The 24685-nt window shown below is 45.3% G+C and carries 26 protein-coding genes; 11 read left to right on the forward strand and 15 right to left on the reverse strand.

Going from position 1 to position 24685, the window contains the following annotated elements; all coding sequences use genetic code 11:
- The first annotated feature begins 2 nt into the window (after positions 1–2).
- The 3 genes from ACLD71_RS08965 to tldD are packed head-to-tail and all read left to right on the forward strand — an operon-like array spanning position 3 to position 6144.
- Positions 3–3869, forward strand: a complete 3867-nt coding sequence (locus ACLD71_RS08965; RefSeq protein WP_411994281.1) for a YhdP family protein — start codon at positions 3–5, stop codon at positions 3867–3869.
- Positions 3869–4693, forward strand: a complete 825-nt coding sequence (locus ACLD71_RS08970) for a carbon-nitrogen hydrolase family protein (RefSeq protein ID WP_235836217.1) — start codon at positions 3869–3871, stop codon at positions 4691–4693. Before ACLD71_RS08965 ends, ACLD71_RS08970 begins: the two co-directional genes overlap by 1 nt.
- A 5-nt stretch (positions 4694–4698) precedes the next feature.
- Entirely contained in the window at positions 4699–6144 is a 1446-nt protein-coding gene (gene tldD, locus ACLD71_RS08975) for a metalloprotease TldD (RefSeq protein ID WP_411994283.1), read from the forward strand.
- A gap of 25 nt (positions 6145–6169) precedes the next feature.
- Here the strand turns inward: tldD and yjgA are convergent, their stop codons facing one another.
- Positions 6170–6673, reverse strand: a complete 504-nt coding sequence (yjgA, locus tag ACLD71_RS08980) for a ribosome biogenesis factor YjgA (RefSeq protein WP_137673639.1) — start codon at positions 6671–6673, stop codon at positions 6170–6172.
- 104 nt (positions 6674–6777) lie between these two features.
- Here yjgA and pmbA point away from each other — a divergent pair, with 104 nt between their 5' ends.
- The gene (pmbA, locus tag ACLD71_RS08985) at positions 6778–8115 is read left to right on the forward strand and encodes a metalloprotease PmbA (protein WP_303553428.1); all 1338 of its coding nucleotides are present in this window, start codon (positions 6778–6780) and stop codon (positions 8113–8115) included.
- Between the two features lie 82 nt (positions 8116–8197).
- On the opposite strand, the gene mgtE is transcribed toward pmbA, so the two are convergent.
- The 12 genes from mgtE to ACLD71_RS09045 form a co-directional block, all read right to left on the reverse strand.
- Positions 8198–9559: a magnesium transporter gene (mgtE, locus tag ACLD71_RS08990; RefSeq protein ID WP_137673641.1), complete on the reverse strand. Its 1362-nt coding sequence runs from the start codon at positions 9557–9559 to the stop codon at positions 8198–8200.
- A 65-nt stretch (positions 9560–9624) separates the two neighbouring features.
- On the reverse strand, positions 9625–9894 hold the full coding sequence (locus ACLD71_RS08995) for an HPr family phosphocarrier protein (protein ID WP_137673642.1): 270 nt from the start codon (positions 9892–9894) through the stop codon (positions 9625–9627).
- Positions 9881–10738, reverse strand: coding sequence for an RNase adapter RapZ (rapZ, locus tag ACLD71_RS09000; RefSeq protein WP_137673643.1), 858 nt, complete (start codon positions 10736–10738; stop codon positions 9881–9883). Before rapZ ends, ACLD71_RS08995 begins: the two co-directional genes overlap by 14 nt.
- Positions 10739–10764: 26 nt before the next feature.
- The gene (ptsN, locus tag ACLD71_RS09005; RefSeq protein ID WP_137673644.1) at positions 10765–11208 is read right to left on the reverse strand and encodes a PTS IIA-like nitrogen regulatory protein PtsN; all 444 of its coding nucleotides are present in this window, start codon (positions 11206–11208) and stop codon (positions 10765–10767) included.
- 8 nt (positions 11209–11216) lie between these two features.
- Positions 11217–11504, reverse strand: a complete 288-nt coding sequence (hpf, locus tag ACLD71_RS09010; protein WP_137673645.1) for a ribosome hibernation promoting factor — start codon at positions 11502–11504, stop codon at positions 11217–11219.
- 23 nt (positions 11505–11527) lie between these two features.
- Entirely contained in the window at positions 11528–13030 is a 1503-nt protein-coding gene (locus ACLD71_RS09015) for an RNA polymerase factor sigma-54 (RefSeq protein ID WP_411994288.1), read from the reverse strand.
- A gap of 50 nt (positions 13031–13080) precedes the next feature.
- Positions 13081–13806 carry an LPS export ABC transporter ATP-binding protein gene (gene lptB, locus ACLD71_RS09020; protein WP_303513952.1) on the reverse strand — a complete coding sequence of 242 codons (726 nt, stop codon included), beginning with the start codon at positions 13804–13806 and terminating at the stop codon, positions 13081–13083.
- Positions 13807–13808: 2 nt separating this feature from the next.
- Complete coding sequence (gene lptA / locus ACLD71_RS09025; protein WP_303553430.1) at positions 13809–14348, reverse strand: lipopolysaccharide transport periplasmic protein LptA; 540 nt, start codon at positions 14346–14348, stop codon at positions 13809–13811.
- Entirely contained in the window at positions 14311–14868 is a 558-nt protein-coding gene (gene lptC / locus ACLD71_RS09030; RefSeq protein ID WP_137673648.1) for an LPS export ABC transporter periplasmic protein LptC, read from the reverse strand. The genes lptA and lptC overlap by 38 nt, the downstream gene beginning before the upstream one ends.
- Entirely contained in the window at positions 14865–15416 is a 552-nt protein-coding gene (gene kdsC, locus ACLD71_RS09035; RefSeq protein ID WP_411994290.1) for a 3-deoxy-manno-octulosonate-8-phosphatase KdsC, read from the reverse strand. The genes lptC and kdsC overlap by 4 nt, the downstream gene beginning before the upstream one ends.
- Positions 15416–16381, reverse strand: a complete 966-nt coding sequence (locus tag ACLD71_RS09040; protein WP_303553432.1) for a KpsF/GutQ family sugar-phosphate isomerase — start codon at positions 16379–16381, stop codon at positions 15416–15418. Before ACLD71_RS09040 ends, kdsC begins: the two co-directional genes overlap by 1 nt.
- A 40-nt stretch (positions 16382–16421) precedes the next feature.
- Positions 16422–17390: a calcium/sodium antiporter gene (locus tag ACLD71_RS09045; protein ID WP_411994292.1), complete on the reverse strand. Its 969-nt coding sequence runs from the start codon at positions 17388–17390 to the stop codon at positions 16422–16424.
- Positions 17391–17537: 147 nt separating this feature from the next.
- Here ACLD71_RS09045 and ACLD71_RS09050 point away from each other — a divergent pair, with 147 nt between their 5' ends.
- Genes ACLD71_RS09050 through murA form a run of 7 tightly spaced genes read left to right on the forward strand, consistent with a single transcriptional unit; the run spans position 17538 to position 22070 of the window.
- A complete protein-coding gene (locus ACLD71_RS09050) occupies positions 17538–18338 on the forward strand; it encodes an ATP-binding cassette domain-containing protein (protein ID WP_411994294.1) in 801 nt (266 codons plus the stop codon).
- The gene (gene mlaE, locus ACLD71_RS09055) at positions 18335–19111 is read left to right on the forward strand and encodes a lipid asymmetry maintenance ABC transporter permease subunit MlaE (RefSeq protein ID WP_411994296.1); all 777 of its coding nucleotides are present in this window, start codon (positions 18335–18337) and stop codon (positions 19109–19111) included. Before ACLD71_RS09050 ends, mlaE begins: the two co-directional genes overlap by 4 nt.
- Positions 19112–19125: 14 nt before the next feature.
- Positions 19126–19593: an outer membrane lipid asymmetry maintenance protein MlaD gene (gene mlaD, locus ACLD71_RS09060; RefSeq protein WP_303513935.1), complete on the forward strand. Its 468-nt coding sequence runs from the start codon at positions 19126–19128 to the stop codon at positions 19591–19593.
- 2 nt (positions 19594–19595) lie between these two features.
- Positions 19596–20234 carry a phospholipid-binding protein MlaC gene (locus ACLD71_RS09065; protein WP_411994298.1) on the forward strand — a complete coding sequence of 213 codons (639 nt, stop codon included), beginning with the start codon at positions 19596–19598 and terminating at the stop codon, positions 20232–20234.
- Complete coding sequence (locus ACLD71_RS09070) at positions 20234–20512, forward strand: lipid asymmetry maintenance protein MlaB (RefSeq protein WP_137673656.1); 279 nt, start codon at positions 20234–20236, stop codon at positions 20510–20512. The genes ACLD71_RS09065 and ACLD71_RS09070 overlap by 1 nt, the downstream gene beginning before the upstream one ends.
- A 22-nt stretch (positions 20513–20534) precedes the next feature.
- Positions 20535–20789, forward strand: coding sequence for a BolA family protein (locus ACLD71_RS09075; protein ID WP_137673657.1), 255 nt, complete (start codon positions 20535–20537; stop codon positions 20787–20789).
- 15 nt (positions 20790–20804) lie between these two features.
- Positions 20805–22070: a UDP-N-acetylglucosamine 1-carboxyvinyltransferase gene (murA, locus tag ACLD71_RS09080; RefSeq protein WP_137673658.1), complete on the forward strand. Its 1266-nt coding sequence runs from the start codon at positions 20805–20807 to the stop codon at positions 22068–22070.
- Here the strand turns inward: murA and degS are convergent.
- Positions 22054–23199 carry an outer membrane-stress sensor serine endopeptidase DegS gene (gene degS / locus ACLD71_RS09085; RefSeq protein ID WP_411994301.1) on the reverse strand — a complete coding sequence of 382 codons (1146 nt, stop codon included), beginning with the start codon at positions 23197–23199 and terminating at the stop codon, positions 22054–22056. The two genes, murA and degS, sit on opposite strands and share 17 nt — an antisense overlap.
- A 46-nt stretch (positions 23200–23245) precedes the next feature.
- Positions 23246–24613 carry a DegQ family serine endoprotease gene (locus ACLD71_RS09090; RefSeq protein WP_137673660.1) on the reverse strand — a complete coding sequence of 456 codons (1368 nt, stop codon included), beginning with the start codon at positions 24611–24613 and terminating at the stop codon, positions 23246–23248.
- Between the last annotated feature and the right edge of the window lie 72 nt (positions 24614–24685).

Genomic DNA, 24685 nt, shown 5'->3' on the forward strand with positions numbered 1-24685 from the left:
CTATGGCAACTCCTTTTGCTCGCGGAGCGAGAAAGTGCTGGCATGGTTTAGCGTTATTATTGGTTATTGTTGCCGTGTGCTTGAGTATTGCACGCGGCATTTTAAGTTTTGCGACTAACTACAAAGACGACTTAGCGTCTTGGCTGGTGGATGGACAGCAAGCCGATTTAACTATTGGCCAGCTTAGTGCGCGCATGCATAATTTTCGCCCTATGTTGGTATTTGAAGATAGCCAAGTAGCGATTGGAGAAAACCGAGAAACTACCTTCAGTGTAGGCGCATTGATGCTGGAATTAGATCTCTGGCAAAGTATTGAGCAAGGCCAAGTAGTATTTAAAGACTTAGTGCTAGACCAAGTTAATTTTCAGTTAGCTATTGACCCCCATAGTGCGCGCTCCCAGCGTGATTTTAGCCAAAGCTACCAAGCCATTGCCGATGTATTTCTGGGCCAATTAACTCGTTTTAGCTTAACCAATAGTTTGATAGAAATTGAGTTTCCTGATCATAGTATGAACTTTGATATCGCTAATTTGGATTGGGTGAATAATGGTCAACTACACCAAGGAAACGGTGAGATACTTATTGGTCAGGATTTACAAAATGGCCGAATAAGCTTTCGAGTAGACCTGATAGGTGATGCTTCAAACGTAGATTCTTTAAGTGGTAAACTATTTGCTAAAGGGCAACAGCTTAACTTAAATGCTATGCCGCGTTTGTTAGGGCGAAGTTCAGAACATCTTGGTAGTGATTTAAACCTGTCTTTATGGGTTGATTTTGGTGCAGATCAACAGCAACGTTGGGTAGTGCAATGGCAACCTAGTTATGTTTATTGGGGAGCTGACAACGAACAGCATTTGGTTATCGACGGTGGTTTAGCCCAAGGTCTCAAAGTTGAAGATGATTGGCGTATCGATAAGCTGCCCTGGGACATTAGTGTTAATAGTCTTGACGCTGATTTTACCCTGCAAGCCTTGCTCAATAAACAAGGTCAAGCTTGGCGCCTTGCCGAGTATGACCTAGCCACCTGGTCACCTGCTTTAGTGGCCCTGGAACAGGAAGGGGAGATTGCTTGGTCAAGGTTAATCACCGAAGGGCAATTAGACCAACTGCAACTCAATTACTCACATGCTGACAAAGCCCTGACCTATCAGGCTGATATTTCTGGCTTGAGCACCGTGGGACAATCTTACCTGCCTAGTATTCTCGCGCTAAATGCATACATTCGTGGCGATAAACAAAGTGCTCACTTAAGCTTGCAACAGCGAGGGGCATTTCAGCTCGCAGCTCAATTTATAGAAACTTGGCAAGTACAACAACTCGAATCGGAGATTGAAATTAGTTTTGGTGATGCGGGCTTAAGCCTAAAGAGTGATGCGACTCAATTACTGACTCCCGAATTAGATTTTGCTGGTCAATGGGCGCTTATTTGGCCGGAACAAGGCAAGTGGCCACTGCTGAGCTTAATGGCTAATGCCGAGATTAAAGATGCCGGCAAAGCTTACTGGTATTACCCAAATGTAATGCCCGATAAGGTTTTCTCCTATTTAGAAGGCGCACTCTTAGCTGGCGCGGCAAAAGATAGCCAAATTCTTTGGTATGGGCAGTTAAACAACTATCCCTATGACCAACACAATGGCATTTTCCAAGCCTTTGTACCGCTCGATGATGCCACCTTTAAGTTTGACCCTGATTGGCCTGCCTTAGAAGAGTTGCAGCTAGATTTGTTATTCCAGAATGATGGCCTGTTTATGGAGAGTAATAGGGCGCGTTTAGGCGAGGTTCCTGCACAACGTATTAGTGCCAGTATTCCTAAATTTTATAGCGGGTCGGAACTGTTTATTACTGGCGAAATTGCCGGACCAGCCAGCGCGGTACAAGACTATTTACTGCAATCACCGATTGAAGCCTTAAGTGCAAGCCTGCAGCAGCTTCCGTTAGGAGATGGTGATGTAGCGGGTGAAATTTACCTTAATATTCCGCTCTCTGACGGAGATGTTGAGGTAAATGGCCATGTAGACTTCAATGGTAATGGCATTGAAGTGTTACCAGCGGGCATGAGCCTTAGTCAGCTAAACGGCCGCTTGTATTTTCAGAATGAGCAATTGCGTACCAATAACTTATCAGCCCTGTGGCGGGGGATGCCCTTAGACATCAAGTTTAATACTGAAGCGGACGCTGATAATTATCTGCTTAACTTTGATTTAGCAGGGCGATGGCCATTGGTGGAGGCTGAGCGTGCTTTTGGTATTCCACTTACCGAGTACGCAAAAGGTAATTTACGTTGGCAAGGGGATTTAGATATTCGCCTTAAGCCGGAAGGTTTGTTTGATTACAACGGTGACTTTCGAAGTGATTTACTGGGGGTGAGCATGAACTTGCCCGCACCAATGAAAAAGGCGTCAACCCTTAGCTGGCCTACTGCGCTTAGCGTTAACGGCGATCACCTTACTAGTAAATTTCAATTAGAGTCTAATCAGTTGGTCTCCGCTACGGCTAAAGTAGAATTTGCTGACGACCAAAAGAAGCTGAAATACGCACTGCTTAATTTAGGTGCAGATAACAACTTGTTGTGGGAAGGGGAAGGCTTAGCCATGTCTTTTGATTTTCCTGAGCTGGATCTGGAACCGTGGCTTTTTTGGGCAAAAGAGCAAATTAAATTTACCCCTGAGAAGCCTGAAACAGACTACACCAATGTGAGTTTAGAAGTGCCAGAGTTAATGTTTGTACGGGGCGCGGTCACTAAAGCAACCTTGCTGGAACAAACTCTGGATAACTTTGATATTGCGTTTTTGCCGCGCAGTAAAACCCAGTTACAAATTGAGTCCGAGCAGCTAGTGGCTAGTCTTGCGGCACCTAAGCATCCCTCTGTTGAACAGCCAGTTAACGTTGTTATTGAAAAGGCGAATTTAGATCAAATTGATTTTGGCCGTTTTGAAGAACAAGTAGAACAAGACTTACAAAAACTGGAGTCACGACAAACTACTTCAGAAACCAGTGGTCATAGTTTGTTAAAAGTTTTGCCGCCTCTCAAGCTCAGCTGCAGCGGTTGTCAGCTTGGAGATTACCGTTTAGGAAATGTAAAAGTTGATTTGCCGATCGAGAACCAAGCGATGGAAAACGGCCGCTTATGGGTTGATTGGGGACATAGCCAATTAACTTCAGCTTTGTTTTGGAATGCCCCAGACGGAGCCGAACAAGCTGGTTTAGCTGGTTCTTTTGAGAGCACCAGTATGGAAAAAGTATTTGAGGATCTCGGCCAAGAAAGCCCGCTAAAAGGAACTCCTGCACGTTTCACTTTTGATGTTAACTGGCGCGATAGCTTATTGAGTCCTGAAATGAGCAGCTTAGATGGCAATATCAAGGTTCAAGCCGACAAAGGCGTGGTGACGGAAATGAGCGATAAAGGTACCCGTTTATTAACCTTAGCCAGTTTGGATACTATTCGTCGCCGACTTAAATTAGATTTTAGCGACGTATTTGAAAAAGGCATGCACTTTGACTCATTGAGCGGCAGCATCACCTTTAAACAGGGCGTTGGTAATAATCAGGACTTTTTCTTTGATGGTGTGGCCGGTTCCATGCGCGGCAAAGGCGAGGTTGATTTTCGAGATGGTCAAATTGATTACCTAGTGAGCTACTCTCCTAAAGTTACTTCAAGCTTGCCGGTACTGGCTGCATTTTTGGTCACTCCCGCTACTGGAGTAGCCGTATTGGCTTTATCTAAGTTGTTAGAACCAGTGGTGGAAGTGGTAACACAAATTGACTTTGCACTCACGGGCAATATTGGTGAGCCAGAGTTGATAGAATTGGAGCGGGTTAAACAAGAAATTAAAGTGCCAGATAAGTTTCGTCCTAAGGAGTCTCGCTGATGAATTTAATTGCCTTGCAGATGACTTCAGGAAGTTCACTGTCGAGCAACTTAGCGCAAGCTGAAGAGTTGCTAAAGCAGGCTCAGCCGCACGCTGGGGATTTGGTATTGTTGCCAGAGAACTTTGCTCAATATGGTGGCGGAGACCAAGCGTATATCAGTATTGCTGAGCCACTTGCAAATGGCCCTATTCAACAATGGTTAGCCGAACAGGCCAAACGCTATGCTATTTATTTGGTGGCGGGAAGCGTGCCAACACAAGCTGATGATAATGCTCGTTGTTATACCTCCAGTTTAGCATTTTCTCCCGATGGTGACTTATTACAGCATTATCATAAATTGCATTTATTCGATGTTGAGGTTGCCGACAACGTAGGCTGCTATAGAGAATCCGATAGTTTTGTTGCGGGCCAGCAGCTTGCTTGGTTTGATATTGATGAAATTCGTGTTGGTATGGCGATTTGTTTTGATTTGCGTTTTCCTTATTTATTTCAGCTGCTGCGCCAACAGGGCTGTGATATTGTATTAGTTCCTGCAGCGTTTACTGCGCTAACGGGGGAAGCCCATTGGCAGCCGCTGTTACAAGCTCGAGCCATCGAAAATCAGTTATATCTGATTGCTGCAAATCAAACTGGAACACATGACAACCAACGCCAAACATGGGGACACTCGATGATAGTGGATCCGTGGGGGCGTTGTTTAGATCTACAAGCAAGCGGAATAGCGCCAGCAAGAGCCGAATTTAACCCGCAGTTGTTAAAGCAAGTTAGGGACCGGATGCCCGTGCCGTTGCATGGTCAATTACATTTAGGGTGGAGAGAATAAACACTATGTCGTTTGAAAAAGTCAGTCAGTCATTACTGGTGCCGGGTGGCATTGGCGAGCAAGAATTAACAATGGCGCTGACCGAGGTAGCAAAACACCAAATTGATTACGCTGATCTGTATTTTCAACATAGTCGCCATGAGTCTTGGGTGCTAGAAGACGGCATTGTAAAAGAAGGTAGCTATAACATTGAGCAGGGCGTTGGTGTTCGCGCAATTAGCGGCGAACAAACGGGCTTCGCTTATTCAGATGTGATTAATCAAAGCGCGTTAATTCAAACTTGCCAGGCTGCCCGAGGTATTAGTGCTAAAGCTGGTTCGGCAAAAGTAAAACCATTTTATCGAGTTAGCGCTGAGCAGTTTTATCAGTCAGACAACCCTTTAGTTAGCTTATCTAACCAACAAAAAATTGCTTTGTTAGAACGAGCAGACAAATATGCGCGCAGCTTAGATTCCTCAGTGACTCAAGTGATCGTTAGCTTAAGTGGCGTTTACGAAGAAGTGTTAGTGGCGGCTAGTGACGGAACCTTAGCAGCAGATATCCGCCCCTTAATTCGCTTTAACTGTAGCGTATTGGTAGAGCGCAACGAGCGTCGTGAGCGAGGCTCTGCTGGTGGCGGTGGCCGAAGCAACTATAGCTATTTCTTAGAAGACGTAAATGGTCGCGAACGGGCGATGGGCTTTGTTGATGAAGCCGTACGCCAAGCCTTGGTTAATTTGGAAGCGGTAGATGCGCCAGCTGGACTTATGCCGGTAGTGCTAGGTGCCGGTTGGCCTGGCGTGTTACTGCATGAAGCGGTAGGCCATGGTTTAGAGGGAGACTTTAACCGTAAGGGCTCCTCTGCTTTTAGTGGCTGCATGGGTGAGAAGGTCGCCTCCAGTTTATGTACTGTGGTAGACGACGGCACGATGGGAAATCGTCGCGGTTCGGTCAGTATCGATGATGAAGGTACGCCTGGCCAATACAATGTATTGATTGAAAAAGGTGTGCTTAAAGGCTACATGCAAGACAAACACAACGCTCAGCTTATGAATACGCATTCTACCGGTAATGGCCGACGTGAGTCTTATGCCCATTTGCCCCTACCGCGTATGACAAATACCTATATGTTGCCCGGTGAAAGTGAACCCGAAGAGCTTATTGCTTCGGTTAAACGAGGCATTTATGCGCCCAACTTTGGTGGTGGCCAAGTAGATATTACGTCAGGCAAATTCGTATTTTCTGCCTCAGAAGCTTACCTCATCGAAGACGGCAAAATTACCGCGCCAATTAAAGGCGCCACCTTAATTGGTAGCGGACCAGAAGCGATGCAGCAAGTGTCGATGGTTGGCAATGACCTCGCGCTCGATCAAGGTGTTGGTGTATGTGGTAAAGAAGGTCAAAGTGTACCGGTAGGAGTAGGACAGCCTAGCTTGAAGTTGGATGAACTTACTGTAGGTGGTACAGCATAATAAAAAGGGGCGTTAAGCCCCTTTTTTAATGGTGTTCTTTTAGGTATTTAGCCAGTTCTTGATGGGCTTTGTCTGGTTTTTCTTGCTCTAATTCTTTTTTAGCTTGGCGGACTAATTGGCGAAGCTTTTGGCGCTCAAAGTTAGGGTTCTCAGCTACTAAGTTATTAATCGCTGAATCGCCTTCGGCAATTAAGAGGTCACGTTGTTTATCTAACGCAAGTTGCGCTTGAGCCTGATAAATATGTTTATTACGGATCTTGTCTAAGCCAGCATTAATTTGCTCTTCATTTTCAGTGCGCATCACTTTGCCAATGTAGTTCATATGGCGGCGTGAGGCTTCGCGTTTGTCTTTCAAACGTTTAGCTAGGGCAATGGCTTCGCGTAAGGTTGGACTCATCTCAATAGTGGCTAGCTGCGGATTGGTTAACCCAACCAAGTCGGCACCTAGTTTTTTCAGCCGGTCTGCTTCTCGCTTGATTTCGGACTTACTGATCCAATCGTCATCATCAATGGGCTGTTCTTTCTTCATTTTTAACTCTCATGGTACTTTTTTTCATATCTTACCAGTTCTTGCATATGGTCGCTCGATGAGTTTTGTTATGCTAGGGAAATGCATGGAGATGAAGAATAACAATGAGCCCTGAAAAACAAGTTAGCCAAGAGTTAAGCCAATTAAAACAGGCTGTAGAGTTTGCCATTCAAGAAGCCAAACAACTAGGAGCCGACGAATCGGAAGTGTCGATTTCTAAGCAAACCGGAATTTGCGTGGCTACCCGTGATCAAGAAGTGGAAACGCTGGAGTTTAATCACGATGGTGCCTTGGGTATCGCGGTATATACGGCTAACTGTAAGGGCAGTGCTTCAACCTCTGATTTAAGCCCAGAAGCAATTAAGAATGCAGTGAAAGCGGCTTACGATATTTCTAAATTCACTTCGGCAGATAAAGCTGCCGGAATTGCCGACAAAGAGCTACTCGCCACTGATATTCCTGATTTAGATTTATTCCACCCACACCCACTAGAGCCTGACCGTTTTATTGAGCTTGCCAAAAAGTGTGAGGGATTAGCGTTGGCTAACCCTAAAATTAAAGCCAGTGATGGGGCGAACATTAATAGCCACTACGGGGTTAAGGTATTTGGAAATAGCCACGGCTTTGTAGGCGGTTACCCGACCAGTCGTCATAGTATTAGTTGTATGTTGATCGCTGGTGAAAAAGATATGCAACGTGATTACGCCTACAGCGTAGCGCGTGACTTCTCTGACCTCGACAGTATTGAAGAGATTGCTGCTCAAGCGACCAGTAAAACCCTAGGTCGTTTAGGCAGTCGCAAAATTTCGACTTGTGAAGTACCTGTGGTATTTGATCAAGAAGTGGCGGGTAGCTTGTTTGGCCATTTAATTGGAGCGATTAGTGGTGGTAATTTATATCGTCGTTCGTCATTTTTACTCGATAGTTTGGGAAAAAAATTGTTCCCGAGTTGGTTGTCTATTTACGAAGACCCATTTGTTAAAAAGGGCTTATCAAGTACGCCTTTTGACAGCGAAGGTGTAGCACCTAAAGCTAAACACATTATTGCCGATGGAGTTTTAGAGTCTTACTTATTAACGACTTATGCGGGCCGTAAGTTGGGCATGCAAAGTACCGGGCATGCGGGCGGTATTCATAACTGGCTTGTGAAAAATAGCGGTGTAAATAGGGCTGAGCTGTTAAAGCAAATGGGGACGGGCTTATTAGTAACCGAAATGATGGGGCAAGGGGTAAATACGGTAACTGGAGACTACTCTCGCGGCGCCGCTGGCTACTGGGTAGAGAACGGTGAAATTGCTTTTCCAGTACATGAAATCACCGTGGCCAGTACTTTGCCTGAAATGTTTGCGAATGTTGTCGCTATTGCTGATGACTTCGATAAAGAGAGTGCTATTCAAACTGGCTCGATATTGATTTCTTCAATGAAGATTGCAGGTAGCTAAAGATAATTGGATTGGGCTAGAGCCACAAAGAAGCTGAATTGTTTGCTCTAGCTCAGTTCTCGTCTCTGGCCTCTAGCTTTGTTTAAGCCAGTATTAAGGTGGCCATTCCTAAGAAAGAGAATAAGCCCATTACATCTGTAATGGTGGTTAAAGCCATACCGCCAGCTAATGCTGGGTCAATGTTAAATTTCTTCATTAGCAGGGGAATAGTAACGCCAGCCAGCCCGGCTAATGACATATTTATAAACATCGCCCCTGCGATGATCACACCCAGTGTCCAATCTCCTTTCCAAAAGGTTACCACTATCGCAATCACCGTGGCCCAAATCATACCGTTGAGCATGCCAATAGCCGCTTCTTTGCCGATGAGCCAGCGTGAGTTACCTTCCCCAATATGCCCCACAGCTAAGCCACGGATTACCAGGGCAAGTGTTTGATTACCGGCAATGCCTCCCATACTAGGGACAATCGTCATTAAAATTGCCAAGGTGGCTAATTGTTCCAAGGTTGACTCAAACATGTTACTGATAGAGGCTGCGATTAACGCTGCACACAAGTTTATTGCTAGCCAAAAGGTTCTACGTTGAGTACTTTTTATTACCGGCGCAAAGGTATCTTCGTCATCATCCATGCCTGCCATGCCCATCATACTGTGCTCGGCATTTTCACGAATAATATCAACCACATCATCAATGGTCACTCGGCCCAATAAGTGACCTTCTTCATCGACAACAGGGGCTGAAATCCAGTCGTGGCGCTCAAATAATGCCGCTACATCATCTTCATCCATCGCTACCGGAATGGTCTCTGCCTTACTGTCCATCACGTCGCGAACGTCAACATTGGGGTTAACGGTAAGCAGGGTGGATAAAGGGATATCACCGAGTAGTGAATCATCCTCGTCCACTACATACAAGGCGTCTGTGGCCTCGGGCAGTTCACCGCGCACCCGTAAGTAACGTAATACCACATCAATAGTGACGTCGGCACGAATGGTGATGGTGTCAGTGTTCATGATACTGCCGGCAGTATCTTCAGGATAGGCTAAGGCGGCTTCTACACGATGACGGTCTTGCCCGTCCATCTGTTCTAATACTTCTTGATACACACTATCAGGCAGGCTACGCAGCACATAAGCGATATCGTCGGTGTCCATGCCTTCGGTGGCTGCGGCAAGCGTCTCAGGCGCCATTAATTGCAGCACGCCTTCCATTACGTCTTCGTTAAGCTCTTCGAGAATTTCGCCGTGTTGTTCAGGATCGGTGAGTTGCCATAACACTTTCCGCCCCGCTGGTGGGCTAGATTCTAGCAGTAAGGCTACGTCACAGGCCGGCATTTGATGAAGCATGCGCCTAACATGCACAAACATACCGCTGTCTAGGGCTTGGTTAAGCTCCTGCAAACGTTTGTGCTGATTAGGGTTTAACTCCATCTCTTCCGGCATAAGCATTCCCTATTATTGTTTAAGCAGCGCTTGCTAAGTGTAGCGTGTGTTTATTGCGCTTTGGTTTATTCTTCGTCGAAATTTGCTTCTATTAACGCTTGAACAGCATCTAAAGCCGCAGTGGCATCGTCCCCTTCGGAAATAATGGTTAAGGTATTACCTTGAGCGCTGGCTAACACCAACAAGCCCATTACACTGGCAGCTGAGGCAGTTTTCTCGCCATCGATAATGGTTAGTTCAGCATCAAATTTTTGGGCCAGCTCTACCAGTTTTGTCGCTGGGCGAGCATGCAGCCCCAGCTTGTTTTTAACGATAACTTGCCTAGTGAGTTTCAAGACGGTGTTCCAAAGTGCGATGGCGACGTTGTACTTTACGCTGAGCACTAAAGTGTTCAGCTAGTTTTTCTGCTACGTAAACACTACGGTGTTGGCCACCAGTGCAACCAATGGCAATGGTTAGATAAGCGCGATTATTGGCTTCCAAATGCGGTAACCAAGATTGTAGTAAATCACGAATTTGCTTAATGTATTGATTGACCAAAGCTTGTGCTGATAAATACTCTTGAACGGGTTTATCTAGGCCAGTCAGTGGTCGTAACTCTTCTTGCCAATGGGGGTTCGGCAGAAATCTAGCATCAAACATATAGTCAGCATCGTTAGGTACGCCGTTTTTAAAGCCAAACGATTCAAACACTAAAATTAACTGTTGTTGCTGATCGCCAGTTACTCTAGAGCGAATTAAGCCACTTAGCTCATGCACTGATAAGCGTGAAGTATCGATGCGTAAATCAGCATTTCGAGATAACGGTGCCAGCAGCTCGGTTTCCGATTCAATCGCTTCCGCCAGAGACAAATTAGTTTGACTCAGCGGGTGAACTCGCCGAGTTTCGCTGTAACGGCGGATCAGCGCTTCGTCTTTAGCATCTAAAAAAATGCTTAATAGATTCACATCAGGGCCGGCGTTGCGAATAATTTGGCCTATCGGCGAAGGTTCGTCTGGGAGGTTTCGAATATCGATACTTATTGCTACTTTAGAGTAAGTATTTTTTAAGTTATCGATAAGAGATTGCCATAACACAACCGGGAGGTTGTCTACGCAATAGTAGCCCAGATCTTCTAGTACTCTTAAGGCGACGGTTTTTCCTGAACCAGAACGCCCACTCACGATAATGAGTTCCATGACTATCCCTAACGGTGATTAGAGTATTAGGCTACCATGATGTCGTATAATTCGTCATCACTTTGTGCACAACGAAGTTGTTTACATACTTGCTTATCGTTAAGTTTTTCAGCTACTTGAGATAAGGTGTTGAGGTGTTGTTTACACTGATCTTCTGGTACCAGTAAGGCAAAAACCAAATCAACAGGTTTATTGTCAATGGCATCAAAAGCAATTGGGGGATCACAACGTAAAAAAACAGCGGTTGTTTGATGCTGTTTATCAATGCGGCCATGAGGTATTGCCACGCCTTGCCCGATACCGGTGCTGCCCATTTTTTCTCTATTCAACAAACTCTCAAATATACATTGAGCTGTCGTATCCAGTTGACCAGCGGCTAGTTCACTAATGATTTCTAAGGCGCGTTTCTTTGAAGAGCATTGGACTGCACTTTGAGTGCAATCCAAGCTTAGTACTTTATCTATTTGCATGGAGGTGACTAATGTTTGTTAAGTTTTTCTTTATGTTTGATAACTTGGCGGTCAAGTTTGTCGATGAGACCATCAATGGCCGCATACATATCTGAATGTTCAGCGGTAGCGAATAATTCACCGCCATTTAAATGTAAGGTGGCTTCTGCAATTTGATTGAGCTTCTCGACGTTGAGGATGACATGAACATTGTTTATCTGGTCAAATCGTCGAGTGAGCTTGGCAAACTTGTTATGGACATATTCTTTTAAAGACTCAGTTATATCAACGTGGTGTCCGGTAAGATTAATTTGCATAAATATAGTCCCCTTGATTGGCCTTAAAGTAGGCTCTTACGTTGGTTAGAAGGTGGTATCGCTAAAGACTCACGATATTTTGCAATCGTACGTCTTGCCACCTTGATCCCCTGATCTGCCAAAATATCAGCAATCTTACTATCGCTGAGAGGTTTACTGGTATTTTCGGCAGCAACCAGTTTCTTAATTAATGCACGAATAGCGGTAGATGAACATTCACCGCCGCCATCGGTAGCCACATGGCTAGAGAAAAAATACTTAAGTTCGAAAATGCCGCGAGGTGTGTGCATGAATTTTTGAGTTGTCACTCGAGAAATCGTTGATTCGTGCATTTCTACTGCTTCGGCCACATCGTTCAGCACCATTGGTTTCATTGCTTCTTCACCGTATTCGAAGAAGGCTTGTTGATGGTGAACGATACAGTTAGAGACTTTGAGTAAGGTTTCATTGCGGCTTTCAATACTCTTAATAAACCACTTGGCTTCTTGTAAGTGGCTACGGATAAACTGAGTATCGGTGGCATTAGACGTTTTACTTAAGGATGCATAGTGAGAGTTTACTCTTAGCTTCGGCATCGCATCGGGGTTTAGCTCTACCACCCAACGACCTTGGCGCTTCACTACGGAAACATCGGGAATAACGTATTGGGCTTGGTTTGGCTCAACAGCGTTACCCGGGCGTGGTTCTAAGGTGTGAATCAAACGCATCACTTCGCGCAGCTGGTCTTCTTTTAATTTGGTCTTTCGAGCCAATAAGCGAAAATCTCGATTGGCTAATACATCGATATGGTTAGACACCACATCTTTGGCTTCATTTAGCCATGGTGTTTCTGGGGAAAAACGGCTTAATTGAATTAACAAACATTCTTGTAGTGAGCGCGCGGCAATGCCTACGGGGTCGAAATGCTGAATCCGTTTTAGTACTGCTTCAATTTCGTCAAGCTCTACATCTAAGTCGTTATTGTCACTAGAATTGAGGCCATCTAATAACTGTTCACAATCTTGTGTGAGGTAACCAGATTCATCTACTGCATCAATAATGGCTAAAGCAATGGCTTGGTCTACTTCGCTGAATGGAGTAAGGCGCATTTGCCACAGCATGTGATCTTGTAAGGAGTCAACGGTTTCGCCTTGGAATAACATATCGTTGTCGTCACCACCGCTACTGCCGCTCGATGAGCTAGCTGGCGCGGAACTGGCGCTATAAATATCATCCCAAGTGGAGTCTACGGGTAGGTCATCAGAAACAGTTTCTTGGTTAATGGCATCACCAGCTTCCATTTGGCTGCTGTCTACGTCGGCGCTGGATTCGGCTTCTGTAGATTTTTCATTGGCTGACTTAGCGTCTGTTGCGTCACCATCATTCGAATGTGACTCATCCGCCTCAAGCAGAGGGTTACTTTCCAGAGCCTCTTGAATTTCTTGCTGTAAATCCAGGGTTGAAAGCTGGAGTAAGCGTATGGCCTGTTGTAACTGGGGGGTCATGGTTAACTGCTGACCAAGACGCAACTGCAAAGATGCTTTCATTAACTACCGCTATCCCTTCTTTTTATATTATTTTCTAAGCTGCACTTTAACTATAGCTTGAATTGTTCACCGAGATAAACTCGTTTCACGTGCTCGTTTTCAAGTATTTCTTGTGGCTTACCTGAGGCTATCAATTCACCCTGACTAACGATATAGGCATGCTCACAAACATCGAGAGTTTCCCTTACATTGTGGTCGGTAATTAATACACCTAGACCGCGATCACGCAGATGTTCAATGATTTTTTTAATATCAATAACGGAAATAGGATCTACCCCAGCGAAGGGTTCGTCAAGCAAAATAAACTTAGGGGCTGCGGCTAAGGCGCGGGCAATTTCTACCCGGCGACGCTCTCCGCCTGACAGGCTCATACCGAGATTTTTGCGAATATGCCCAATGTGAAACTCTTCTAGCAAATCGTCCAATGCGCCAATTTGCTGCTCTTTGTCCAAATCCTTACGGGTTTCTAATACCGCTAGAATATTTTTTTCTACCGATAAACGGCGAAAGATAGAGGCTTCTTGGGGAAGATAACCAATGCCTTTTCGTGCTCGAGTATGCATAGCGGTGCTAGACAGATCGTCATCATCGATAAGTATTCGGCCTTGGTCTCGTGGTACTAGGCCAACTACCATGTAGAAGGTAGTGGTTTTACCGGCGCCGTTTGGCCCTAGTAAACCAACAATTTTCCCGGTTTCTACATTTAAACTGACGTTCTTTACTACCTTGCGACCTTTGTAGCTTTTGGCAAGGTTCTCAGCGATTAAGGTACTCATGATTACTCATTGTCCTCGGGGGAGAGTTCTTCTAATTGCTGAGGCAGGAAGATAGTGGTCACTCGATTATTTTCATCGCCTTGAGCAACCATCTCTTGTTTGTTAATGCTGTATTTAATCATTTGGCCTTTTACTAAGCTCTCTTCTTGCTTGAGCTGAGCATTGTTGGTTAACGTGAGGGTCTGCGTTTTTAAATCGTAACGCACCTCGTTGGCCTCTGCTTCAATTGGCTTGCCGCTGTCTAGTAGTTGGTAAAAAGTTGCCGGTTCGCCTTTGGCGATCATCACCTCGCTGCCTTTTTCTTCACTACCTATTACGCTGAGTTCTTCGGCGTGCATTTTTATTGAACCTTGAGTCACCACTACATTATTGTAGAAAGTGACGCGGTTTTCTTTGATGTTGACCTGCTGGCGGTCGGCATCAACAATAATTTGTTTGTTGAAGTCGTCTTCAAGTGCTTGAGAACCCCAAGAAAGCATAAACAAGCTAGCCGCTAGCGCTAACTTACTCTTGTGGGTTGTGGTAAACCGCTTCGATATCATCTAATAAAGTCACTATTTCGTTAGCTAGATCACCGTCCATGCCAACACCATACAATTCGTACGATGGGCCATACACGGTAACAGGTTGATCGCTGCTCATGGTTTCGCTTTGCAGATCGATTTCCAAACTTTCGGTAATTATGTCGCGAACATACTCGCCACGACTTAAGTTTTTAATCACTACATTGTCATTTAAGGTGACAGTTTGTTGCTGCTGTACTGTAGCGTGATCAGCCACAATTTGCCATACAGGTTGACGAGGATCTGGGTAAACCAAAATCTTTGGTTGAGTAAATTCTGTGTGCTTAAGTTGTTCAAAAAACTCCATTTGTTCGGCATAGATACGGTAACGAGGGCTGCCATTTTCGCCAAAGCTGACGCTATAGAGTTTCTCTGCAACAAAGTTGGGCTTGCTGGCTTCGCGTTGAGCGCTTTGTTGTTTAGGATCTGAGGGGCTTAATTGCCACAACACCAAGGCGAGAACGAACAGGCTAGCAAAAAACAGCGTAACGCGATTCATACACTCATACCTTGAGCATGTTCTAGCTGATCTTTGGCTTGCAGTATTAGATCACAAAGCTCGCGTACCGCGCCAAAACCACCTGGGGTAATGGTAACCAAGTTAGCATCTTGCTTGCACAGCGGGTGAGCGTTATGTACAGCAACACCTAAGCCACAAGCGCGCATTACCGGCGTATCAACCACATCATCGCCAATGTATGCCACTTCGTCAGCTGACAGGTTGAGTTGTTCGAGCATTTGTTGGTAGGCCACCATCTTGTTTTGTTGGCCTTGGTAAATGCGGCTTACACCTAAAGCCTGCATGCGTTTTTCTACGATAGTAGATTGGCGGCCAGTAATAATGGCCACTTCTACACCAATGTTTAACAAGGCTTTAATGCCAAAGCCATCATGAGTATGAAAGGCTTTTAGCTCTTCACCATCATTGCCAAGGTAAATTCGGCCATCGGAAAACACTCCATCAACGTCGCAAATAAGCAACTTGATGTTTTTAGCACGGGTAAAGTTTTGCGAGCTTACCGAGCCATAAGGCGTGTTAATCGTCATTAATATACTCCAGCCTGCAGCAGGGTATGCATGTTAAAGGCACCCACTACGGTCTGTTGGTTCAATACAAATAAGCCGTTAATTGATTTGGCTTTCATCAGCTTTAAGGCGTCAAAGGCTAACCAAGAGTCTTCAATGACTTTGGGGTTTTGAGTCATTACTTGGCCAATTGGTGTGTCATGTATATCGATGCGTTGATCAAGTATTCGACGTAAGTCGCCGTCGGTAAAAATACCCACCAATTGCTGCTTAGCATCAACAATTCCCACCATACCTAAACCTTTGGCAGTAATTTCGAACAATGCTTCACGAATAGTTTGTTCGACTGTTACTAGAGGGATTTGTTCCCCGCTTAGCATTAAGTCACTCACACTTAACAATAATTTTTTACCTAAAGTGCCGCCAGGATGAGATAGCGCAAAATCATCGGCAGTAAACCCACGGGCTTCTAATAGTGCTACCGCCAACGCGTCGCCCATTACCAAGGTTGCTGTAGAGCTTGCGGTAGGTGCTAACCCTAATGGGCACGCTTCACGAGGCACTGAGATACATAAATGGTAGTTGGCAAGCTTGGCCATAGACGAGTTGGGGTTGCTGGTCATCGCAATAGAACGAACACCAATTCGGTTAAATACAGGGTAGAGCGAGAGTATCTCTTCTGATTCACCAGAATTAGACAAGGCTAATACAATGTCCTCGGCAGCAATCATGCCTAAATCACCGTGGCAGGCTTCGCCAGGGTGAACAAAAAATGCGGGAGTGCCGGTAGAGGCTAAAGTAGCGGCAATTTTATTGGCAATGTGGCCTGATTTACCCATACCAGTAAGAATCACCTTACCTTTACAGGCTAAAAGCATTTCGCAGGCGGCGGCAAATTCTTGATCAATATATTGATGGAGATTTTCAATAGCTAAGCTTTCAATCTCAAGGACTTGCTTGGCTGAAGCGATATAATCAAACGACACTCATTTCCCCTTAGTTTCTTAAATCAGTAATAACAGGTGCTTAGGCTAGAAATAATAGCAGTTGATAGCCTATGAAGCCGCTTAACAATAAGCCGCCTTCCCAACGAGTGATTTTGCGGCTTTTACCAAAGCCCATCGCCATGATGAACAACAATACGGTAACACCCATCATCACATAAAAATCGCGGCCAGCAGCGTTGGCGTCAATTGCCCCTGGCGCTATAAACGCCGGGACAGCCAGTACTGCTAGAATGTTAAACAGATTAGAGCCGATAATATTGCCCAGAACTAGGTCATCCTCTTTCTTGATGACACCGGCTACACAGGCTGCTAGCTCTGGCAGGCTGGTGCCAATGGCAATAATGGTGAGGCCAATCACCAAGTCGCTCATACCAAAGTAACGAGCAATCTCCGAGGCAGAACCCACTAATAAATCAGCACTGAGTGGAAGCGCAACCATACCCACCGCTAGCCAAAGCAACGCTTTGCCAGTTGGTACATCGTTAGGTACTTCTGATTCAGCTTCCTCGATCATTGGGTCAACGTTGGCGCCTTTGCGCTGGCGCAATGAGTTGATAATTAAGTAGGCCATTAACGCTACAAACAGAGTGAGTAAAACAAACCCTTCTTGGTAACCTAGGTGTTTATCATGAAGCACCCAGCCGGCAACTGCAGTGGCCACTAATACCATAGGTAGCTCTCTAAACAGGGTTGAGGAGGATACTATTAGCGGTTTAAGCAAGGCGGTGATGCCTAGTACCAGAGTAATGTTGGTAATATTTGAGCCAATTACGTTGCCCACGGCGGTATTCATTTTGCCTTCTAGGGCGGCCGTGGCTGACACCATAACCTCTGGTGCAGAAGAACCTAAAGCAACAATAGTTAAGCCGATGATCATTGGTGGTAAACCAAAATTATTAGCAATGGCGGCTGCACCATAAACAAAGCGGTCGGCGCTCCACACCAACAGTGCGAGGCCCAATACCAATAATAAACATTCAACTAACATGTGAATCCTTCAGTTATAAAACATCAACGATGCCAAAAAATCGGAGCATTGTCGGCATTTTCCCTGCAAAAGGGAAGAGTTTAGCCTTGAGTGTCATCAATTATCTCAATAATATGTCTGCCTTGGCCAATCAAGATTGCTCACGGAGTGGCGGATAGTTTGATTGAAGTAAAACAACTGGCGTTTCAGCGCGCTAATAAAGTCATTTTTGATGGCTTAGACTTGCGTATCCAACGCGGTAAAATCACGGCCATTATGGGCCCCAGCGGCATTGGCAAAACTACCTTGCTCAAGCTTATTGGTGGGCAGTTACAACCCACCGCAGGTGAGGTATTGATTGATGGACAGAATGTGCATCAGCTCAAACGGAATGAATTATTTAAACTGCGTAAGCGCATTGGTATGTTGTTTCAAAGTGGCGCTTTGTTTAGTGATTTAAATGTGTTTGAGAACGTTGCATTCCCGCTGCGTGAGCATACTCGGTTGCCGGAAGCTGTATTACGCAACCTGGTATTAATGAAACTGCAAACAGTGGGCTTGCGCGGTACAGCTAAGTTGATGCCGAGCGATCTATCTGGCGGAATGGCTCGTCGAGTGGCGCTGGCCAGAGCGATAGCGCTAGAACCCGAAATAATCCTTTATGATGAACCCTTCGTGGGTCAAGACCCTATTTCAATGGGGGTATTGATTAAGTTAATTCAAGGGCTTAATCAAAGCTTGCAGCTTACCTCAGTGATTGTTTCTCATGATGTAAACGAAGTACTTAGCATTGCTGACTACGTTTTTGTGATAGACGGCCACAGCGTACTAGCCCAAGGCAGCGTTGCCGACATCGCGGCGAATCCAAACCCGCGTTTAGCGCAATTTCTTAAAGGCCAAGCCGATGGCCCTGCTGCTTTTCATTATCCCGCAGACGATTACGCTAGCGTACTGAAGGCAAGCTTATGATTGAATTTATTGCAAGGTTAGGGCGTAACGCTTTAGCTCGAGTTAGCGCCATTGGCCGAGCGAGTTTGATGCTTTGGCATGCATTGGCGACTTGGCCGAGTGCTCAGCTTGTAAAAGATACGGTTAAACAAGTTTATGTGGTGGGGGTGCAATCTCTGCCAATTATTTTGGTTTCTGGCTTATTTATTGGCATGGTGTTGGCACTGCAGGGCTATCATATTCTAGTCGACTTTGGCGCTGAGACTAGCCTAGGTCCTATGGTTGCTTTGTCTTTATTGCGTGAGTTAGGTCCTGTGGTTACCGCGTTGTTGTTCGCAGGACGAGCAGGTTCCGCCTTAACCGCTGAAATTGGTTTGATGAAAACAACAGAACAGCTATCTAGTATGGAGATGATGGCGGTAGACCCACTTAAACGAGTGGTTGCTCCACGATTATGGGCTGGCTTTATTGCTATGCCACTACTGACCTTAATGTTTAACCTGGTGGGAATTTGGGGTGGCTTTTTGGTTGGCGTAGAGTGGCTAGGTGTCGATAACGGTAGCTTTTGGTCGATTACCGCAGCCTCTATTGAATTTGGCCAAGACATTGGCAATGGCATGATAAAAAGTGCGGTGTTTGCCATCACCGTTGTATGGGTAGGATTGTTTAATGGTTACGACGCTTTGCCCAGTGCTCAAGGGATTAGTCAAGCAACAACTCGCAGCGTGGTTCACGCGTCGTTGTTGGTGTTAGCTTTAGATTTTGTATTAACCGCATTAATGTTTGGCAGCTAGGTTTAGGGAATAACATGAAAGTAAATAAAGTAGAGTTGTCGGTAGGCGCATTTGTTTTGTTAGGCATTGCTGCCTTATTGGTGTTGGCCTTAAAAATCGCAGATAGCCAATTTGGAAACAATACTGATACGTATACCTTGTATGCCAAGTTCGACAATATTGGTGGTTTAAAAGCTCGTTCACCAGTGAAAGTAGGGGGCGTTGTCGTCGGTCGTGTAGAACAGATTAACCTAGATATAGAAGATTACATGCCAAAGGTAACGTTAAGCATGTATCGCCAATACGGTTATTATCCAGAAACCAGTTCCTTATCAATTCTTACTGCTGGTTTGTTAGGTGAGCAGTACATTGGCCTAACTCCTGGTTTTGTATTAGAAGACATAGAGAACTTGAATGACGGTGACGTGATTGAAGACACCAAATCGGCCATAGTATTAGAAGAACTGATTGGTCAGTTTCTATTTTCGGTATCGGAGGAGTAAGCATGTTTATACGCAGCTTGATGTTGGTAATGTCGCTATTGCTTAGTGCCAGTGCTTGGGCCGATGAAGTGGACGACAACCCTTATCGCTTAATGGCTTATGTAGCAGATCAAACTTTTAGCCGCTTGGCTGAAGTAGATCGTGAAGCCGCTGATGCTGACCAACAAATCGAAGACATTGTGCGCGAGCAGCTGATGCCGCATATTGATTATCGCTATGCGTCGTTTGTGGTACTGGGAAAACAAATTAAAAAGACTACTAAAGAACAAAGAAGTGAATTTACCGCTGCGTTCAAAGAATACTTAGTGAGTACTTACAAGCAGGCTTTAGGGCAATACAAACAGCAACAAGTAACGATTGAACCAGAGAGATCGGTAGAAGGTAAGAAAAAGGTAGGGGTAAAAGCCCAGTTTATTGATGGAGAACGCCCGCCGATTAAACTCGAGTTTAAGTTTCGTAAACTTAAGAAAAAAACCGAAGACAGCAGCGACCGCTGGTTGGCCTACGACTTAATCGCTGAAGGTGTTAGTTTGCTGTCAACGAAGCAATCAGAAATGGACAGTTTAATTCGTAGCAACGGTATAGACGGTGTCATTAAGTTGCTGCAAGACAAAAACTTTGCCGCACACGAGGCCAAGTAATGAGCGCTGAGCTTAAGCTTGAGCAGCAAACGCTTCGTTTAATTGGTGAGTGGAACGCAGATGATGTTGCCGCTCAGTGGCCCCAGTTAGCAAAGTGCCAAGCCACAGAACTCGACTTGGCCAAACTTAAGCGGATTGACTCTGCAGGAATAGCCGCTATCATCACCGCCTTAAAACCTGAACCTAGCAATCGCTTAATTGTTAAGCATTGCCCTGATCAAGCCAAGCAGCTGTTTACTCTCTATGAGTTAGACGCCTTGCTGCAATTTGAAAACTAAAGCACATTAGCGGAGCGTTATAATGCAACCAGAACAAATTGAACAAATTTTATCGCAAGCGCTTGAGCTAGACCATGTGCAAGTAACTGGGGAAGGTAATCACTTTCAAGTTGTTGCTGTTGGTGCAATGTTTACGGAACTATCGCGCGTTAAAAAACAACAAGCGGTATACGCACCACTGAAAGAGTACATTGCGAGTAACGAAATTCACGCTTTAGGGATTAAGGCGTTCACTCCTGATGAATGGCAAAAGCAACAAAAATTTGGCCAACTGTAGTCGCTAGGAGTAGTTGTGGATAAGTTTAGAATTGAAGGTGGCTGTCGTTTAGAAGGCGAAGTGGCCATCTCTGGTGCAAAAAATGCGGCTTTGCCGATCCTTTTTGCTACCTTGTTATGTGAAGAGCAAGTGACCTTGCACAATGTCCCTCAACTAAGAGACATTGGCACAACCTGTAAAATGCTTGAGCATTTAGGCCGCGAAGTCGAAGTCAGCGGCGAGACCGTGATTGTTAAAGCTGGTAAAGCTAATGACTTTGTTGCGCCTTACGATTTAGTAAAAACGATGCGTGCATCGATTATGGCACTAGGCCCATTGGTTGCCCGCTATGGTGAAGCCGACGTATCACTACCTGGTGGCTGTGCCATTGGTGCACGTCCAGTTAATTTGCACATTCATGGTTTGGAGCTAATGCAAGCCAACATGAGTGTTGAAGACGGTTATGTAAAAGCCCGTGTAGACGGCCGCTTGAAGGGCGCCCGTATCTTCATGGATATGGTGAGCGTAACTGGCACTGAAAACCTGATGATGGCGGCGGCGTTAGCTGAAGGCGAAACCATTATTGAAAACGCTGCTCGTGAACCTGAAGTGGTAGACCTAGCCGACTTCTTAAACACCCTTGGCGCCGATATTAAAGGTGCGGGTACCGACACTATAGTAATTACTGGCGTAGACAGCCTACACAGCGGTGAATACAGTGTATTGCCAGACCGCATAGAAACCGGTACTTACCTAGTAGGGGCAGCGGTAACGGGCGGTAAAGTGCGTTGTACTCATACTGACCCTACATTGATGGAATCGGTATTGGCCAAGCTTGAAGAAGCGGGTGCAAATGTAAGCAGTGGCAGTGATTGGATTGAAGTAGACATGCAAGGGTGCGCGCTTAACGCGGTTAATGTTAAAACAGCGCCGCACCCAGCGTTTCCTACCGACATGCAAGCCCAATTCACGGTACTAAATATTGTGGCCGAAGGGACTGGTCATGTGACAGAAACGATTTTCGAAAACCGTTTTATGCATGTTCCCGAGCTGATGCGTATGGGCGCAGAAATAGAGCTAGAAGGCAACACCGCTATTTGTAAGCATTCAGATCACCTAACGGGCGCTCAAGTAATGGCGACTGATTTACGTGCTTCTGCAAGCTTAGTGATTGCCGCTTTGGTGGCTGAAGGTGAAACCGTGGTCGACCGGATTTACCATATCGACCGTGGTTATCAAAATATTGAAACTAAGTTTGCTAAATTAGGCGCAAAAATTACGCGTTTTAACGACCGCTCGTAGGTCGAACTGGCAGTTTTAGTTCGGTAATAGTAACGGGGAGCTCTAGCAGTTCCCCGTTTCTGTATAAGCGAACCATGATCTCTGAACCTGGTCGCGTTTCGGCAACAATATCCATGGCCTGTTTAATCGATTCAATATCTTGGCCGGCTAAACTCACTAAAATATCGTTAGCCAAAATACCAGCTTTTCCCGCTGGCCCTTGTGGGTCTATACCACTAACAATAACTCCACGTGTTTCGTTTAATTTAAGACGTGAAGCCAGTAGTGGAGTGATTTTTTGTCCATCTAAACCTAAATAACCACGCACAATCGTGCCGTCTTTAATCAGGCTCTGCATGATTTTTTTAGCTAATACAAAAGGGATAGCGAAGCTAATACCGTAAGTATCTGCTGCATCGTTTAAGTGATAGGCTGAGGTATTAATGCCTACCAACTCACCGCGAGTATTGACTAAGGCACCGCCAGAATTACCACGGTTAATAGCTGCATCTGTTTGCAGAAAGTCTTGACGACCGGTAGAGCTCATCCCACTACGGCCCGCGGCACTAATAATACCTTGGGTAATCGTTTGGCCCACGTTATAGGGGTTACCAATAGCCAGTACTACGTCACCCACTTGGGTGCCAAGTTGGTCGTTTTGTGGAATTACTGGTAAATCTGGAGAGGCGTCAATCTTCAGCACGGCTAAATCAGTGATGATGTCTCCACCGACTAACTCAGCGTTAAATACTCGTCCGTCCTGTAAGGCAATAACAATTTGGTCTGAATTGGCAATCACGTGCAGATTGGTTAAAACAAAGCCCTGCTTCGACATGATCACGCCCGATCCCAAACCTTGAGATTCTAGCTGGCTGTCTACGTTCACATAAGATTGCAGGAAGCTGCGAGTATAAATGTTTACAACGGCAGGAGCCGCTCGTCTAGAGGCTTGTGCGTAACTAACCAATGGGGTATCGGTATAGTCGCCTAATAGCTGCTTGCTGTTCTCCCGAAACTCAGGGAAGGCAAACAAAATTCCGATTGCCATTGCTAAACCAAAAATAGCAGGCTTGAGTAAATACTTGATTATAGCTAACAATTGTTCTTCTCCAGCTAGAGTCTCAGCATAGCACGCTGATTCTAGAGACAAAAGAAAAGGCGACTAATAAGTCGCCTTTGTTGTTAGCTTAATCAGTTTACTGAATGATGCGGTACAAGTTTTCGTCACCGCGTTGAATATTTACCGCGAGTACTTTGGGTTCGGTTTCTAGTAGCTCGCGTAAGTCGGCAATGCTGCTAATTCGGATTTTGTTAATGCCGATAATAATATCGCCTTCTTCAAAACCGTTAGCAAAGGCCTTTGAGTTGCGTTGAATTTTACTGACCACTACGCCAGAAATATCTGCGCCTTTAGCGGTAGAGCTCAAACTTGCGCCTTCTAGGGCTGGATGCATAACTTTAGCGTTAATGTTTTGCTCTTCGGCTTGCTGCAAAGTAACTTTAAAACTAATGTCTTCGCCATCTCGAATCGCGCCGATCTTAATGGTTTTACCTGCACCCATGGTGCCTATTTTGGCGCGCAGTTCCGCAAAGCTTTTCACCTTTTTATCATCAACAGCAATAATAATATCGCCTGGCTTAATGCCTGCTTGATCTGCTGCTGAGCCTTGCATCACTTGATTTACAAATGCGCCGTGCTGCGAGTCGGTACCAAAGGCTTTGGCTAAATCGCTGTTTAGTTCGCCACCAGTAACGCCTAATACGCCGCGGCGTACCTCGCCAAATTCAATAATTTGGTCTGCGAGGTTACGTACCATGTTGCTTGGGATGGCAAATCCAATACCAATATTACCGCCATTAGGGGCGATAATGGCGGTGTTAATACCGATTAACTCACCGCGTAAGTTAATTAACGCGCCACCTGAGTTACCGCTATTAATGGCAGCATCGGTTTGAATAAAGTTCTCGAGGTTTTCGATATTTAAGCCGCTACGACCTAGTGCACTAACTATGCCTGAGGTAACCGTTTGGCCAAGACCAAATGGATTGCCAATAGCGATGGCAAAGTCACCCACTCGGAGTTCATCAGAATCAGACAGCTTTATATCAACCAGTTCGTCGGCATCAATTTTTAGTAGGGCAATATCGGTATGGCGGTCACTGCCTAATACTTCTGCTTCAAAGGTGCGGCCATCTTTTAAGGTCACCACGATTTCGTCAGCTTCATGAATAACGTGATAGTTAGTAATCACGTAACCCTTTTTAGCATCTATCACTACGCCCGAGCCTAAACCCTGAAATGGACGCTCTTGTTCGCCAGTATCTGGGTTACCACCGGGTCCGAAGAAATACTTAAATAACTCTGGGAGTTGTTGCTGAGATACTTTAGTCCCTGCAACTGAGATATTCACCACTGCAGGGGTGGTTTGCTCCAGTACTGGGGCTAAACTAGGCAGAGGCTCTCCACCTACAGAAAACGGCAGTGCAGCCTGAGCTTGCAATGTGGTGGCGCCAAGGAAAAGTGAAAACAGCAAAATGACAAATTTCTTTGTGGACTTGCTCATTTAAATACCCTCAATAAACAGTTGTCATGATAAAAAAGCAGGATCTTAAAGACCCTGCTTAGTTTAAAAAGT

The organism is Agarivorans sp. DSG3-1 (assembly GCF_046774965.1).
Lineage (GTDB): Bacteria > Pseudomonadota > Gammaproteobacteria > Enterobacterales > Celerinatantimonadaceae > Agarivorans.